General features: G+C 69.5%; 15 protein-coding genes. 4 read left to right on the top strand and 11 right to left on the bottom strand.

Annotation, left to right across the window (positions count from 1 at the left end; genetic code table 11):
- Both D5S19_RS30810 and D5S19_RS33450 read left to right on the top strand, forming a co-directional pair.
- Positions 1–344: transposase family protein (locus D5S19_RS30810; RefSeq protein WP_147397535.1), on the top strand; the 344-nt coding region annotated here is incomplete at its 5' end.
- A gap of 841 nt (positions 345–1,185) precedes the next feature.
- Positions 1,186–1,494, top strand: coding sequence for a ribbon-helix-helix domain-containing protein (locus tag D5S19_RS33450; RefSeq protein WP_233574272.1), 309 nt, complete (start codon positions 1,186–1,188; stop codon positions 1,492–1,494).
- 132 nt (positions 1,495–1,626) lie between these two features.
- Here D5S19_RS33450 and D5S19_RS30800 read toward each other — a convergent pair whose 3' ends face one another.
- On the bottom strand, positions 1,627–2,964 hold the full coding sequence (locus D5S19_RS30800; RefSeq protein WP_120026859.1) for an MATE family efflux transporter: 1,338 nt from the start codon (positions 2,962–2,964) through the stop codon (positions 1,627–1,629).
- Between the two features lie 130 nt (positions 2,965–3,094).
- Positions 3,095–4,093 carry a DHH family phosphoesterase gene (locus D5S19_RS30795; RefSeq protein WP_120026858.1) on the bottom strand — a complete coding sequence of 333 codons (999 nt, stop codon included), beginning with the start codon at positions 4,091–4,093 and terminating at the stop codon, positions 3,095–3,097.
- A 25-nt stretch (positions 4,094–4,118) separates the two neighbouring features.
- Here D5S19_RS30795 and D5S19_RS30790 point away from each other — a divergent pair, with 25 nt between their 5' ends.
- Positions 4,119–5,159 (top strand): TRM11 family SAM-dependent methyltransferase, encoded by a 1,041-nt coding sequence (locus D5S19_RS30790; RefSeq protein ID WP_199730797.1) that lies wholly within the window; start codon positions 4,119–4,121, stop codon positions 5,157–5,159.
- A 7-nt stretch (positions 5,160–5,166) separates the two neighbouring features.
- Here D5S19_RS30790 and D5S19_RS32640 read toward each other — a convergent pair whose 3' ends face one another.
- The 8 genes from D5S19_RS32640 to rimP all read right to left on the bottom strand — a co-directional run bounded on the left by D5S19_RS32640 (position 5,167) and on the right by rimP (position 13,128).
- Positions 5,167–5,496, bottom strand: coding sequence for a hypothetical protein (locus D5S19_RS32640; RefSeq protein WP_199730796.1), 330 nt, complete (start codon positions 5,494–5,496; stop codon positions 5,167–5,169).
- A gap of 403 nt (positions 5,497–5,899) precedes the next feature.
- Positions 5,900–6,247, bottom strand: coding sequence for a hypothetical protein (locus tag D5S19_RS30780; RefSeq protein WP_120026856.1), 348 nt, complete (start codon positions 6,245–6,247; stop codon positions 5,900–5,902).
- 644 nt (positions 6,248–6,891) lie between these two features.
- Complete coding sequence (gene rbfA, locus D5S19_RS30775; RefSeq protein WP_120026855.1) at positions 6,892–7,365, bottom strand: 30S ribosome-binding factor RbfA; 474 nt, start codon at positions 7,363–7,365, stop codon at positions 6,892–6,894.
- Positions 7,366–7,391: 26 nt separating this feature from the next.
- Positions 7,392–7,691 carry a DUF503 domain-containing protein gene (locus D5S19_RS30770; protein ID WP_098514202.1) on the bottom strand — a complete coding sequence of 100 codons (300 nt, stop codon included), beginning with the start codon at positions 7,689–7,691 and terminating at the stop codon, positions 7,392–7,394.
- Positions 7,692–8,131: 440 nt separating this feature from the next.
- The gene (infB, locus tag D5S19_RS30765; RefSeq protein WP_120026854.1) at positions 8,132–11,089 is read right to left on the bottom strand and encodes a translation initiation factor IF-2; all 2,958 of its coding nucleotides are present in this window, start codon (positions 11,087–11,089) and stop codon (positions 8,132–8,134) included.
- A gap of 88 nt (positions 11,090–11,177) precedes the next feature.
- Positions 11,178–11,546, bottom strand: a complete 369-nt coding sequence (locus D5S19_RS30760; protein ID WP_120026853.1) for a YlxR family protein — start codon at positions 11,544–11,546, stop codon at positions 11,178–11,180.
- Between the two features lie 23 nt (positions 11,547–11,569).
- Positions 11,570–12,616 carry a transcription termination factor NusA gene (gene nusA / locus D5S19_RS30755; protein ID WP_120026852.1) on the bottom strand — a complete coding sequence of 349 codons (1,047 nt, stop codon included), beginning with the start codon at positions 12,614–12,616 and terminating at the stop codon, positions 11,570–11,572.
- On the bottom strand, positions 12,613–13,128 hold the full coding sequence (rimP, locus tag D5S19_RS30750; protein WP_120026851.1) for a ribosome maturation factor RimP: 516 nt from the start codon (positions 13,126–13,128) through the stop codon (positions 12,613–12,615). The genes nusA and rimP overlap by 4 nt, the downstream gene beginning before the upstream one ends.
- 134 nt (positions 13,129–13,262) lie before the next feature.
- On the opposite strand from rimP, the gene D5S19_RS30745 reads away from it, so the two are divergent.
- The gene (locus tag D5S19_RS30745) at positions 13,263–14,186 is read left to right on the top strand and encodes a ferritin-like domain-containing protein (protein WP_120026850.1); all 924 of its coding nucleotides are present in this window, start codon (positions 13,263–13,265) and stop codon (positions 14,184–14,186) included.
- Positions 14,187–14,189: 3 nt separating this feature from the next.
- On the opposite strand, the gene D5S19_RS30740 is transcribed toward D5S19_RS30745, so the two are convergent.
- Complete coding sequence (locus tag D5S19_RS30740; RefSeq protein ID WP_120026849.1) at positions 14,190–14,846, bottom strand: hypothetical protein; 657 nt, start codon at positions 14,844–14,846, stop codon at positions 14,190–14,192.
- Between the last annotated feature and the right edge of the window lie 294 nt (positions 14,847–15,140).

Here is a 15,140-nt window from a genome sequence, read left to right as displayed (position 1 = left end):
CGGACCCACTCCCCGGAAAAACGCACGACAAGAAGGCGTTCGACGAGACACCCTTTGCTGAGGTCGTCCGAAACTCCGGCGGCGGCATCGGCGACAAAGGCTACCAAGGCACCAGCCTGGTCACCCCGCGAAAAAAGCCAAAAGGAGGAGAACTCAGCAAACGAGACAAAGAAAGTAACGCCGAAATATCTGCCCTCCGCGCAGCCATAGAACGAGTCGTCTCACACTTCAAAAACTGGCGAATACTTCACACCGACTACCGCCGCCCCTACTCCACCTACCGCGACGCCTACGACGCCACGCGCGGACTGTTCTTCTTCTCAATAGCCTGGGGTTTTGAATAACGCTCAAGCTCGATGCCTTCCTTGTGACCTCCAACCGGAACATTCGCCCCGGCCGGAGGGACGCTTGCGCGAAGCAGAGCCAGAGCACGAGGCAAGGCCCAGCATGCATGACCTTAACACCAAGGCATCTGATGCCAGTAGATCGACCGCTCTTCATGAGCCTTACATGAGAATATTACACAGCTTTCGCGCTTGGGTTCAGTGTCGGGAGTGCTGGCCGCGAGACGACCGCGCCACGAACGCCCGCCAGCGCACCTCACCCACCCATGCAGGGCACTCGAACGTCCAACCGGCGCCGGAGTCCGGGACTCAGCCTACGAACAGGGACCACAGCTGCCAGCCACAATTGCACATATGAGCAACCGAAGTCCTCGCCCGTGTCACCAATTGCCGACATACAGTTAACCGTGAGTAATTTTTTACCCTTAGACGATCACCCAGAGGTCGTATAGCCCACTAACCTGCACGTTCGACCTGCAGGAACGGTCAGACACGTACGTGTTGCATGCGGCACTTGTATGCACTTTAGAGTTGACAAAGTGATGACATCCGTCGCAAGGTGAGAAGACCCTGCCGGAGGTTCACTCGCCGGTGTGATTTGCCCTGACTTCCATGCAACAATCTTCAATATCACAAATATGACAACAGTGGAGATGTCGATTCCGAGATGCAGGTACGGGTCACCGCGCGAAACCGGCCGGGGCAGGCGCCGGCCGCGACGCAAACCCGGAAAGATCATCCGGACGACGCGCGTCCCCAAGATGATGCGAACACCCTCGGACATACTCCCATGACTATACGCGCAAGTCTCCGACCGGTGCATCAATGAGAAAGCGGGAAAATGACCCAAGGAACGGTTGATGAACAGACTGGCAACGATGACTTGAAGTCGCAGAACGACTCGACCAAGCCAGCGCCGAGCGCCAAGGGCGGAGGAGGAGGCCTGGAGCGCGTGACGGTCAACTTGGCCCCACGAGCGTCCCGAGCACTGGAAAACGCCGTAAAACTGACCGGAGACTCCAAGACGGACACCATTAACCGGGCATTGCAGGTCTATGCCTACTTGGAAGAGGTCTGGGATAACCAGGGAGAGGTTCTCATTCGAAGCAAACCCGACAGCACCGAGCTGATCGCGCTTAAGTTCTTTTAAATTTATTCTACCCCCTACGGCAAATAGCAATATTTGCGAGAATTTCGGAGTACGCCGCCCGAGGTGCCAGTCGTTGCCGTTGCGCTGAGAGGGGTACCGGGTCTGTGCCACGCCAACGACTGGCGGTGTGGGTCAGGCTTCCCGTACCGCGCCCGTCACCGCCCAGTGGCCGGAGCGCCAGCGGACCAGTACCGCGCCCAGGCGCAGCACCATGAACAGCGACAGCCCGGTCCAGATGCCGGTCAGGCCCCAGCCGAAGGTCAGGGACAGCCAGATCAGCGGCAGGAAGCCCAACCCCGCGCTGAGCAGCGTCGCGGTGCGGAGGAAGGCGGCGTCGCCGGCGCCGAGCAGGACGCCGTCCAGAGCGAAGACCACGCCGGCGATCGGTTGCAGGGCCACGAAGAACCACCAGGCGTGCGGGATCTCGCCGAGGACGCCCGGGTCCGAGGTGAACGCGTGCGGCAGCGTGCTCCACAGCGCGGCGAACACCGCGCACAGGAAGCAGCCGAAGATCAGCCCGTAGCCGGTGATCTGGCCGGCGACCCCGCGCGCCTGCCGGGCCGCGCCGCCGCCGAGCGCGGCGCCCACCAGTGACTGCGCGGCGATCGCCACCGAGTCGAGCACCAGCGACAGGAACGTCCACAGTTGCAGCACCACCTGGTGCGCGCCGACGGCCTCGGTGGAGGTGCGGGCGGCCACCGCGGCGGCGGAAACGAAGCACGCCTGGAACGCCAGGCTCCGCAGCACGAGGTCCCGCCCGAGGCCCAGCTGTGCCCGCATGACGGCGAAATCCGGGCGCAGCGGCACCCGTTCCCGCGCCAGCGCGGCAAAGAACAGCCCGGCCGACACGACCTGCGCGACGACGTTCGCGATCGCCGAGCCTTCCAGCCCCCAGCCTGCGCCGTACACCAGCAGCGGGCACAGCACGGCGGAGAGCCCGTTGCCCGCCAGCACGTATCGCAACGGCCGCGCGGCGTCCTGCACCCCGCGCATCCAGCCGTTGCCCGCCATGGTGACCAGGATCAGCGGAGCGCCGAACAGTGCGATCCGCAGCCAGGACACCGCGGCATCGGCGATTTCGTCACTACCGGACAGCGCCCGCGCGACCGGCCCGGCCAGCGCCTGCCCGGCGACCAGCAGCACCAGCCCGACGAGCACGGCGAGCCAGGTCGCCTGCACCCCCTCGCGCACGGCGTCGGAACGCCGCCCCGCACCGTGCAGCCGGGCGGTGCGCGAGGTGGTGCCGTAGGACAGGAAGGTCAGCTGCGTGGAGATCTGCGACAGCACCACCCCACCCAGCGCGAGCCCGGCCAGGGGCAGCGCGCCGAGGTGCCCGACCACCGCGGTGTCGACCAGCACGTACAACGGCTCGGCGGCCAGCACACCGAGCGCGGGCACGGCGAGACCGAGCACCCGCCGAGCAGGGACACGCTCGACGGAGGCCACGACGGAGGGAGAGCTTTCGGACACGGCAAGAGCGTAACGGCCACGCCCGACAGGAATGATGAAAACACCCCGGCCGCTGTGTCTCTCCCCCTGACTGTCGGCCTGCAATCTCGCCGAGCAGACATCCTGAGCTGCCTCGCAGTGGGCCGGGAAGCTAGAGCTGCGGGGCGCGGGACAGGGCCTCGCGCAACCGGTCCAGCACCTGTTCCGCGGAGCCGGTCGCGGTGCAGCCCGCGGCCTGGCGGTGACCTCCCCCGCCCAGTTCCGCAGCCGCCGCGGAAACGTCCAACGTGCCCGCCGAACGGAGAGACACCGTCCAAAGCGGACCGTCGTCGGCCGATCCGGATTCCTTCAGCACCGCGGCGACGCCCGCTTCGCTGGTCGCGCGCACCACGTCGATCACCGACTCCACTTCCTCACTGCGTACAGTGGCCGCGGCCGAGGCGCGGACCACTGCGTGCACGAAGCCGAAGCCTTGCGCGGCATCCGGCTCCAGGCAGGCCTCAGCGAGCACAGTCGACAACATCGGCAGCCAAGCGAACGGATGGTCGTCGATGATCCGCCGTGTCACCTCTGTCGGATCGACGCCCGCTTCCAGCAGACGCGCAGCTATCCGGTGGGTCTCGGGACTTGCTCGGCGGAAACCACTGGTGTCGGTGACGATTCCGGCGTACAGGCTGCGCGCGGTCGGTTCGTCCAGCTCTTCGCCCATGGCGTCGATGATTCGTGCGACGAGCACCGCGGTCGCTTCGGCGGTCTCGTCGACGACGTGATGTGTGCCATAGCGTGCGTTGGTCGCGTGGTGGTCGACGACGAGGACGGCGCGGGCTACGGCCACACGCGGCGCCAGCCGGCCCAGCCGAGCCGGCGTCGGGGTGTCGAGAGCCACTAGGAGACCGTCTGTCGCCGGCAAGTCGGCAACCCGGGTCAGCAGACCGTCAACGTCCAGCCAAGCGAGCGTTTCCGGGGTCTCGTCGGGTTCGCCGAAGGAGACACGTACGCGGGCGCCACGCCGGTGCAGCACATGGCCGAGGGCCAGCGCGCTGCCGAGTGCGTCCGCGTCCGGCCGTACATGCCCGAGCAAAGTCACGTCGGTGGCCTCGGCCAGCAGTGTCGCTGCGGCCTCAATGTCCTGCGCCAGAGAAGCTGTCACAGTGCGTCACGCTACGCTCTGCGGGATGCCTGAGTACGTGATCCTTGTCCTTCCGTCCGCCAACCGCGTGTACGCCGCGTCGTCACCGACCCTGCTACGCGCCGAGCTGGCGGTGTTCGGCATGACCGGGATGCGCGCCGCGGTCTCGAACGTCGAGGAGGTCGAGCTGGGCGGCGTCGGCTACGTGAAGTTCACCTGCGCCGAGCCGCTGAGCGAAACCGACCTCGCGCTGTTGTCGAACCTGTCGTCGCTGTACGCGCTCTTCGAGCTACGCGAAGGCCTCCTGGCGCCGGTGACGGTACGGCCACTCGCCGAGACCGACTCGGACCTCCTCACGATCCAGAAGTACCCGGGCAAGACCAACGAGCAGTTCACCAAGCTGCTCCTCAATCTCACCCTGCTGGCCACCGCAGCGCCCGCGGACTGGCCTGGCCGGCCGTTGCACGTACTCGACCCGCTGTGCGGCCGAGGAACCACGCTCAACCAAGCGATGATGTACGGCTTCGACGCGACCGGTCTTGACGTCGACAGCCGCGATTTCGAAGCGTACGAACAGTTCCTGAAGACATGGCTGCGTACGAAGCGGGTGAAGCACACCGCGGACGCCGGACAGCTGCGCCGTAACAAGGTGCGCCTCGGCCGTCGCCTCGACGTGGAGTACGCCTTCGACAAGGACGACTACAAGGCCGGCCGGACCCGTCGCGTCGTCTACTACAACGCCGACACTCTCACCGCGGACGAGCTGCTACGCCCATCTTCGATGGACCTGGTCGTCACCGACGCGCCGTACGGCGTCCAGCACGGCAGCCACCGCGAAGCGGGCCTCACTCGCAGCCCACGCGACCTCCTCGCCGCCGCAGTACCCGTCTGGACCCGTGTACTGCGCCCTGGCGGCGCGATGGGAATCTCGTGGAACACCCACGTGCTGCCACGCAAAGAACTGGTGACGATCCTGGGCCGCGCAGGCCTCGAAGTACGCGAAGGCGGCCCGTACGAGCAACTCGCCCACCGCGTCGACCAAGCAATCGTGCGCGATCTCGTGGTGGCTTCGAAACCCGCGGCCTGATCCCCGGTCAGACTTCGGCGCGCAGGCTGCTGACGTGGAAGAGCGCCGCCCGCAGGTCGTTCACGGCCCGTTCCACGTCGACGGGGGCGTGCAAGGTGGTGAGATCGGCAGCGCGGTAGTCGAATTCCCGGTATTTGTCGATGACGTGTTCCGGGACGCCCATCTTCCGCCGGTGGCGGACCAGCCACGCGAATTCCGCTTCGCCGACTTCCCCGTCCGCTCCCGCGATCACCAGCAAGGCCTTGCCGTAGTTGAGGAAAGCCTCCTCGGTCGCCGCCGACAATCCGTACAAGTCCTGGGACAGCTCACTCATCGGCATCATCTGCGCCTGGTTCACGGGGTCCTCCTGACCTGGTCTCGCGGGTTTCCGCGCCGCGAGTTCACCGGCCTGTCGGCCGTTCGGCGGCGTTGTTCACCTGATCCGACGAAGAGCCATACGCCCAATTCAGCAAACGGACCAGCAGCGTGTCGCCGCTGGTCCTTGCGGCTGCTGAAGAACCACGTCGCGCTTACCGAGAACATCCCGAAACTGGATCACTCCACTATCGGCCGGGTCTTCACAAAGGCCAGGGTTCCGGCAAAGTCGGTGTAGAGGTCCGTGAAGGGACCCTTCACGGACTCTGAGTCCGTGAAGGGTCCCTTCACGGACCCGAAACCGGTCCGGCGCACGCCACGAGGTGGTCGCACACACCTCCGCATCGCCCACTGCCGGGTCCCCGACCAACTTTGCCGACACCCTGTCACAAAGGCGCCTTGGGTGTCAGCCACTGTGCGAGGTGTCCCACCAGAGCAGTCGCCTCATCGAGCCGGCAGTGAGCTCCGATGTACATGTCCGGCCGCACCAGGATCGCCCGTGCCTCACCGTGGCTGATCTCGTACTGCTGCGCCAGTTCCCCCAGCCGGTCGGCAACGGTGTGATCCTCGTCGAAAGCCGGATGCCTGTCGCCGGTGACCAATACGGAGAGAACCCATTCGCCGTAATCCGCCCGCATCGCGCCGGCGAGTTCCTGCGCCCGCACGAGGTCGGCAGGTCCATCGGCGCCCGGTACCAGCAACAGGGTGAAGCCACCCACGGAAGCGTGGGCCATTCAGGGGACGGCCCGGCCGCGGTCCGCCGAAGCCCGGGACAGGCCACGTCTTGCGATCGTCGTGGGCCGGAGCGATAGCCGACCGGCCGTTTGCGCAACAGTTCGCTCGTGGACAGTCGCAACCGCCCACCCGTGAACCTCCGCCACCCGGGGGTGGCGCGAGAGCCGCCGTAACACGGGGCTCCGGCGATCGGCGTCGGGAATCCAGTCGAAAGCGACGTTTCCTGCGCCGAGATCCCCTTTCGCCGTCTCGTATTCGTCCAGTGCGTGCTCGGCGGCACCCGAGAGACTCTGCCGCCTCGGCGCATTTGCATTGGCCCAGCGTTGCGGTCGTGACCTATCTTGAACCATTCCCGGTGAACATTCCCGAATACCCGAAACCAGAGACCGTCGGGGACGGCACACAAGGCCTCAGACCGAATGGGTCTGTCGAGAATTGCGGGAGAAACCCGGATCGCGATTTCGGAGTAATTCGGCGCGGCCGGCGCACGGTCTTCGCGCGAGTCAGGGACGGCTACCGGGCGGACGGGGCAGCCGGGGGCGGCGCACCCACCGGGGCGGGGCGCCGGGCGCAGGCGGCGACATACGCCGCGGCACCACTCGGCAGGGTGCCGCGGCGTACGCCGCACCTGTATTGCCGTATCTCAGCCCCGGGACTCCTCTTCTGCGGCTTCGTCTTCTTCCGCATCGCGCGGTGGCTTGTACGGGTCCGCTTCGCCGGCGTGCTGGGCGCCGGTCGCCTGGCGGGCCACCTCCGCGTCGGCCTCGCGGGCCTTGGCGAGCAGCTCTTCGATACGGCGGGCGTCGTCGGGGATGCTGTCCGCGACGAAGGTGAGCGTCGGGGTGTAGCGGACGCCGGTGCCCTGGCCGACTTTGGTGCGCAGGACGCCGCGGGCGGCTTCCAGCGCGGCGGCGGCGCTCGCGAAGTCCGGCTCCGCGTCGACGCTTTCACCCAGTACCGTGTAGTACACCGTGGCGTCGTGCAGGTCCGCGGTGACGCGGGCGTCAGTGACGGTCACCGCGCCGAGCCTCGGGTCCTTGATGTCGTGCTCGATCGCCGAGGCCACGATCTGCGAGATCCGCTTGGCGAGCTTGCGTGCCCGAGCGGGATCGGCCATGGCTGAGGTCTCCTTCTTCGAAATCTTCAGTTCTCATCGTCCGGGCCGAGGACCCGGCGGTGCGCGGAGAGCAACGTGAACTCCGGCCGCGCGGCCACGAGCCGCTCGCACGAGTCGAGCACGTCCCGGACATGGTCGCCTCCTGCGGCGACCGCGGCCACCCCGATCAGGGCGCGCCGGTGCAGGTCCAGATGCCCGGCCTCGGCGACGGCAACCGTGAACCGCTTGCGCAGCTCGGCCACCACCGGCCGGACCAGGGACCGTTTCTGTTTTAGTGAATGCACATCTTCGAGCAGCAGGTCGAGCTCAAGAGCTCCGACGAACATAACCAGGCACCTTCGGCTCCGAACGCGACCACCACGGCAGCACGCGACCACGACAGCAGTCCAAGTACCCCACCCCGACCGGGACACGGCACCCGACCGCCACACATCACGATAGAGCCCCCGCACCCCCCGCTCCCACCGGGGGCACGACACACCACACCCGCCCCGCACCCCCCGACCACGAGGCTGTGAAGGGACCCTTCACAGCCTCAGAGTCCGTGAAGGGTCCCTTCACAGCCCTGCGACGCAAGGTGAGTGCCCAGGGCCAGGACGCCCTCCCACCCCGTCACGAGCGTGGAGCGACAAACGCAACCACCCACGACGGGGGTCCAGGGGGCGCGCCCCCTGGCGGGGGTTTGGGGGTTCGACCCCCAAAGGACACCGCGAAGGAGAGCAGGGGCGAGCGCAGCCTGCGAGCACGCCCCTGCTCTCTGCTAGCGCTAGCTCCTCGGCTTTTCGCGCTGTTCGTAGGTCTCGATCTGGTCGTCGACCTTGATGTCGCTGTACGAGCCCAGCGTGAGACCGCACTCGTACCCTTCGCGAACCTCGACCACATCGTCCTTGAACCGGCGCAGCGAGCTGATCGGCAGGTTCTGCGCGACGACGGTGCCGTCGCGCAGGAGCCGGGCCTTGGCGTTGCGCCGGATCTCGCCGGACATCACCAGGCAACCGGCGATGGTGCCGATCTTGGAGGACTTGAAGACCTCGCGGACCTCGGCGCGGCCCAGCTCGACCTCCTCGTACTCCGGCTTGAGCATGCCCTTGAGCGCCTGCTCGATCTCTTCGATCGCCTGGTAGATGACCGTGTAGTAGCGCACGTCGACGCCCTCGCGGGTGGCCCGCTCGGTCGCCTTGCCCTGCGCCCGGACGTTGAACCCGAGCACGATCGCGTCGGACGCGGTCGCCAGGTCGATGTCCGATTCGGTCACCCCGCCGACGCCGCGGTGCACGATGCTCAGCTCCACGTCGTCGCCGACGTCCAGCTGCAGCAGCGCCGCCTCGAGCGCCTCGACGGTACCGGAGTTGTCACCCTTGATGATCAGGTTGAGGCTGCTCGTCTCCTTCAGGGCGGAGTCGAGGTCCTCGAGGCTGACCCGCTTGCGCCGCTGCGCGTTGAGCGCGTTGCGCGTGCGGGCCGAGCGGCGCTCGGCGATCTGCCGGGCGACGCGGTCCTCGTCGACCACCAGGAAGGTGTCGCCCGCGCCCGGCACCGAGGTGAACCCGATGACCTGGACCGGACGCGAGGGCAGCGCCTCGGTGACGTCCTCGTTGTGCTCGTCGACCATCCGGCGGACCCGGCCGTAGGCGTCGCCCGCCACGACCGAGTCTCCGACCCGCAGCGTGCCGCGCTGCACCAGCACGGTGGCCACCGGGCCGCGGCCGCGGTCGAGGTGTGCCTCGATCGCGACGCCCTGTGCCTCCATGTCCGGGTTGGCCCGCAGGTCCAGTGCGGCGTCGGCGGTCAGCAGGATCGCCTCGAGCAGCCCGTCGATGTTGATGTTCTCCCGCGCGGAGATCTCGACGAACATCGTGTCGCCGCCGTACTCCTCGGCGATCAGGTTGTACTCGGTGAGCTGCTGCCGGATCTTGTCCGGGTTCGCGCCCTCCTTGTCGATCTTGTTGATCGCCACCACGATCGGGGCCTTGGCGGCCTGCGCGTGGTTGATCGCCTCGACCGTCTGCGGCATGACCCCGTCGTCGGCCGCCACCACGATCACCGCGATGTCGGTCGAGTTGGCACCACGGGCCCGCATGGCGGTGAACGCCTCGTGACCCGGGGTGTCGATGAAGGTGATCAGCCGCGGGTTGCCCTCGAGCTGGGTTTCCACCTGGTAGGCACCGATGTGCTGGGTGATCCCGCCGGCCTCGCTCTCGCGGACCTTGGTCTTGCGGATCGTGTCCAGCAGCCGGGTCTTACCGTGGTCGACGTGACCCATGATGGTCACGACCGGCGGCCGGACCTGCAGATCCTCCTCGCCACCGGCGTCGTCGCCGTAGGTGATGTCGAAGGTCTCCAGCAGCTCGCGGTCCTCCTCCTCGGGCGAGACGACCTGAACCTGGTAGTTCATCTCGCCGCCGAGCAGCTCGAGGATGTCGTCGGACACCGACTGCGTCGCGGTGACCATCTCGCCGAGGTGGAACAGCACCTGCACCAGCGAAGCCGGGTTGGCGTCGATCTTCTCCGCGAAGTCGGTCAGCGAGGCACCGCGCGGCAGCCGGATCGTCTCGCCCTGGCCCTTGGGCAGGCGGACGCCGCCGACGCTGGGCGCCTGCATGTTGTCCATGTACTCCTGGCGCTTCTGCCGCTTCGACTTGCGGCCCTTGCGCGAGGGTCCACCGGGACGGCCGAACGCGCCGGCCGTGCCACCACGGCCACCGGGGCCGCCACGACCGCCGCCGCCACCGCGGAAGCCGCCGCCACCACCGGCCGGGGCACCGCCGCCGCCACCACCGGGACGGAAGCCACCGCCGCCACCGCCACCGCCGGGACGGAAACCGCCGCCACCGCCGCCGCCACCGGGGCCGCCGCGGAAGCCGCCGCCACCACCGCCGGGACGACCGCCGCCGCCACCACCGGGACGACCGCCGCCACCGGGTCCGCCACGGCCACCGGGACCACCCTGACCACCGGGCCCGGCCGGCCGGGCGCGGCCCGGCATCATGCCGGGGTTCGGCCGCGGGGGCATGTTGCCCGGGGTCGGCCGGTTGCCGCCGCCACCGCCGGGCCGCGGGGCCGGACGGTCACCGCCGCCACCGGGCCGCGGCGGCCGGTTGTCGCCGCCCTGGCCCGAACCGGGGCGCGGGGCCGGCGGACGCGGGGCCGGGGCGCCGGAACCGACGCCGAACGGGTTGTTGCCGACCCGCGGGGTGCGCGGACCGGGCTTCGGGCCGCCGGGCTTGGGGCCCTGCGGCTTGGGCGGCACGACCGAGGCGGCCGCGGCGTCCTGCTGCGGCTTCGGCGCCGGCTTCGCGGCCGGGGCCTCGTTCGCCTGCGCGGCGGCCGGGGCCGGCTGCTGCGCCGGGGCGGGCGGTCGCGGACCGGGCCGCGGACCGGGGCCCGGGCGGGCACCGGGGCCGGACGGCTTGGCCGCCTGCGGACCCGGCTTCACCGCGGGCGCGGCCGGGGCCGCGGGCGGCTTCGGCGCGCCGCCTTGGGCCGGAGCCGGGGTACGCGGGGCGCTCGGGGCCGGCGGCGCGGGCCGGGGGCCGGGCGTCGGGCCGGACTTCTTCCCGCCCTTGGCGGGGTACGCGTCGCGCAGCCGACGGGCGACCGGCGCCTCGACGGTGGACGACGCGGACTTCACGAACTCGCCCTGCTCCTTGAGCTTGGCGAGAACTTCCTTGCTGGTGATACCGAGCTCCTTCGCGAGCTCGTGTACACGGGCCTTGCCTGGCACAGCTCTCCTCATCTAAGAGAGGCCAGGCGGGGACCCGCTGACCTCGTCCTTATTGTCGCGCGTTCATGGCTTCAGCTTCACGGCTGACTCATGACGGGTCGACCTGCTTCCTTGTTTCCGACGGCCCCGGGAAGGTCCCGGAACCGATGTCCACGGCGAACGCCGGGTGCTCACGGACGCCGTCGGTCTCGAGCGTGCCCGGGACCCGCAGGGCCCGGGGGAACGCCCGCTTCCGCTCGGCGCGGGCCAGGCAGCCCGGCCCGGGGTGCAGCCATGCTCCCCGGCCCGGCAGCCGCCGACCTCCGTCGACGACCAGCCGCCCGTCCACCGCGACCACGCGCAGCAGCTCACCGATCAGTGCCCGTTGCCGGCAGCCGACACACGTGCGCACCGGGAAGGACCGGTGACGCTGGTGCTCGGCTGTGCTGACGCTTACCCGCCGCGGGCGCTGAACCATTGTCGAGTCTAGCGCCTGTGCTCTCACTCCGAGGAACCGGTGGCCGCGGCGGGCCGCGGCGGCCCGGCGTGGCCTTGCTCACCCTGCGGCTCGCCGGGCGCGGCGTCGCTGCGGATGTCGATCCGCCAGCCGGTCAGCCGGGCCGCGAGCCGGGCGTTCTGGCCCTCCTTGCCGATGGCGAGGGAGAGCTGGAAGTCCGGCACCACGACGCGCGCGGTCTTCGCCCGCTCGTCCACCACCGTGACCGAGACGACCTTCGCCGGGGACAGCGCGTTCCCGACGAACCGGGCCGGATCCTCGGACCAGTCGATGATGTCGATCTTCTCCCCGGCCAGCTCGCTCATCACGTTGCGCACGCGGGCGCCCATCGGGCCGATGCAGGCGCCCTTGGCGTTCACCCCGGCCACCGTGGAGCGCACCGCGATCTTGGACCGGTGTCCCGGTTCGCGGGCCACCGCGGCGATCTCGACGGTGCCGTCGGCGATCTCCGGGACCTCCAGCGCGAACAGCTTGCGCACCAGGTTCGGGTGCGAGCGGGACAGCATGATCTGCGGGCCGCGGTTGCTGCGCGAGACCCCGACCACGAACGCCTTGATCCGGGTGCCGTGCTCGTAGGACTCGCCGGCCACCTGCTCGGCCTGCGGCAGCACGCCCTCGGTGTCGCCGACCTGGACCACCACCATGCCGCGGGCGTTGGCCCGCGCGTCGCGCTGCACCACCCCGGCCACGATCTCGCCCTCCTTGGCGGAGAACTCGCCGAAGGTCTTCTCGTGCTCGGCGTCGCGCAGCCGCTGCAGGATGACCTGGCGGGCGGTGGTGGCCGCGATCCGGCCGAAGCCCTCCGGGGTGTCGTCCCACTCCTCGTCGACCTCGCCCTCGGGGGTGAGGGTGTGCGCGAGGACGCGGACCAGCCCGGTCTTGCGGTCGACGTCGATGCGGGCGTGCGACTGGTGGCCTTCGGTGTGCTTGTAGGCGGTCAGCAGTGCGGTCTCGATGGCCTCGATCACCGTGTCGAAGGGGATGTCCTTGTCCCGTTCGATCGCCCGCAGTGCGGCGATGTCGACGTTCACTTCGGCTCCTCCCCCGCGGTCTCGTCCCCGCTCAGCAGTTTCAGGTCTTCGGCGGGCGGTTGCTTGAACTCGACCTCCACCACCGCCTTGGCCACCGACCGGTAGGCCACGTCGGTCAGCCTGCCCTCGGCCAGCACGCGCACGCTGTGCTCGCCGGCGGGCCCGACCCTGGCGACGTACTCGGCGCCCTCGGCGGGGGTGATCCGCACCAGCCGGAACCGCGCGCGCCGCCAGTGCCGCGGCTGGGTGAGCGGCCGGTCCAGGCCCGGCGAGGTCACTTCGAGGGTGTAGGCGCTGGCCAGCACGTGCTCGTTCGCGTCGAGGGCGGCCGACACCGTGCGGCTGACCTCGGCGACCTCGTCCAGCCCGACTCCGTCGTCGGCGTCGACGACGACCTTGACCAGCTGACGGCGGCCGGCCTGCTGTACCTCGAGCGAGTCGAGGTCGAAACCCGCGGTGGAGACGGCTGCGGCCACTATCGGCTGCAGCCGGCTGGCGAGTTCGTTGGGCACGTGGAGCACTCCTGTTCGGCCGAGGTGACGCGGGCTGGTCACGACTGTGGACGGTGAGGGACCAGCTTATCGTGCACTCCCGCCGGGACGCGCGAGCGGCGGCGCCCCGGCCGGGCCTGGCAGTATGGGGCGGCGTGACCGCATCACCGACCGAGTACTCCCGGCGCGGGCTGCTGCGCCTGGGTGCCCTGAGCGCCGTCGCCGCCACGGCCCTGCCCCTCGCCGCGTGCTCCGGCGGAGACGAGAGCCCCGATCCCCTCGCCCCGCTGCTGGCCGCGGCCGACGCCGACGCCGCCGCGGCCCGGAAGCTGGGCGGGGCGGCGGCCGAGCTGGCCGAAGCGCGCGCGGCGCAGGCAGCCGCGCTGAAGACCGAGGTGGACCGGCTGAACCGGCCGAAGCAGGAGGCTCCGGCCGCGCCCGCGGTGGCCGAGCTGGCGGACTTCCGGAATCGCCTGGCCGCCGCCCGGAGCCAGGCGGAGCACCTGGTGCCGACGCTGCCCGCCTACCGGGCCGGGCTGGTGGCGGCCGTCGCCGCCGGTTGCGCGACCCTGCAGCGGATCGACCCGTCGCTCGGGCCGGGCGACGACGCGAAGCCGATCTCCGCGCCGTCCGGTGGGGCACCCGGCGGCGCCGTCGATTCCCTGCAGAAGGCGCTCGCCGCCGAGCACGCCGCGCTGTGGGTGTACGGCTTGGTCACCGCGTTCCTGCCAGCCGGTGACTACGGCGGCGCGCTCAGGGCCGGCCACGCCGAGCACACCGCACGCCGTGACACATTGACGCAGATGATCAGTTCGGCGAAAGCGACGCCGGTGGCCACCGAAGCGGCGTACGTGCCACCCAAGCCGGTCACGGACGCAGCGTCCGCCGCCGCGCTCGTGGCGAGCTCCGAAGCGGACTCCGCGGCCGCGTGGCTGGGTGTCATTACCCACACCGACGACAGCGGGTTGCGCACCATGGCACTGCAGGCGCTGATCGCGGCGGCGCGCCGTGGCACGCCGTGGCGTAAGGAAGCCGGCGAGAAGCCGACTGCGGTCGCGATGCCCGGACAGCCGGCCTGACGCTCAGCGCTGCTTGGCCGAAAGCTTCAGCGCGTCCTTCGCGATGCTCTGAAGCGCCGCCGGGTCCTGGTGCTTGGCGTAGAAGTCGGCGAGCACGATGGTCACGTCGTTGCCGGTGACTGTGGATTCGTATTCGGCCTGCGTACCGCTGAGCTTCGGCGCTCCGGCGGCGTGATACGTGCCGTCGCGTACGAGGTCGCTCACGTTCCCGGTGCCGTCCTGGTCGGTCAGCTGCTTGAGTTCGGCGGCCTGGGCCGCTGTGGGCATCGTCACCAGCACGACCGAGACCAGCGCCTTCTCCGTGCCCGAAGGCACTGTGTACAGCGCGCGCGACAGCGAGCTGCACGGGTTCTGCTGGAAGTACTTCTTGGCGCGGCTGTACGCGTTGGCGGCGCAGTCAGTGGACTTGACCGGCCCTTCGACGAGAGTGAAAGGCGTCGCCGAGCTGGTCACGGACGGCTGGGCGACCGGCTGCGCTGCCGGGGCGCTGTCGTGCCGGATCAGGTACCAGACCAGTCCGGCCGCCACGGCGACCGCGAGCAGTCCGGCGCCGCGTAGCAGCTGCGTACGGGGACCGGCGGGAGGCGGGGAGGGCCGGGAGGGCACGGCGGCCAGCGGTGCCGTATCCGAGGGGCCGGCGGGGGATTGCGGGTTGACCACGGGCCTACGGTAGTTCACTGTCACGCGGACCTTCAGGCGAATGCGCGGAGAACGCGTTCGACGTCGTCAGCGGTGTTGTAGAGATGGAAACCCACCCGGACGCGGCCGTCACGCACGCTCGCGACCACACCGGGCTCGCGCAGTGCGGCGGCCGCCCATTGAAGGGCTGTGAAGGGAACCTAATGGACTCTGAGGCTAGGGCGTCGGCAAAGTCGGTGTGGAGGGCCCTGCGCAGCTGCGGAGGGCTGTGAAGGGCCCCTTCACGGACTCTGAGTCCGTCAGGGGCACCCTCAC

It is taken from the genome of Amycolatopsis panacis (assembly GCF_003600245.1).
Classification (GTDB): domain Bacteria; phylum Actinomycetota; class Actinomycetes; order Mycobacteriales; family Pseudonocardiaceae; genus Amycolatopsis; species Amycolatopsis sulphurea.
Note: the sequence above shows the minus strand (reverse complement) of the source record. Positions and strands in the feature narration are given on the sequence as shown.

Coding starts and splice junctions, on each gene's coding strand:
- D5S19_RS30790 (WP_199730797.1), top strand. CDS start 4,119: ATGCCTGAGTACGTGATCCTTGTCCTTCCGTCCGCCAACCGCGTGTAC.
- D5S19_RS30760 (WP_120026853.1), bottom strand. CDS start 11,546: ATGGTTCAGCGCCCGCGGCGGGTAAGCGTCAGCACAGCCGAGCACCAG.
- rbfA (WP_120026855.1), bottom strand. CDS start 7,365: ATGGCCGATCCCGCTCGGGCACGCAAGCTCGCCAAGCGGATCTCGCAG.
- D5S19_RS33450 (WP_233574272.1), top strand. CDS start 1,186: ATGACCCAAGGAACGGTTGATGAACAGACTGGCAACGATGACTTGAAG.
- D5S19_RS30780 (WP_120026856.1), bottom strand. CDS start 6,247: ATGGCCCACGCTTCCGTGGGTGGCTTCACCCTGTTGCTGGTACCGGGC.
- D5S19_RS30770 (WP_098514202.1), bottom strand. CDS start 7,691: ATGTTCGTCGGAGCTCTTGAGCTCGACCTGCTGCTCGAAGATGTGCAT.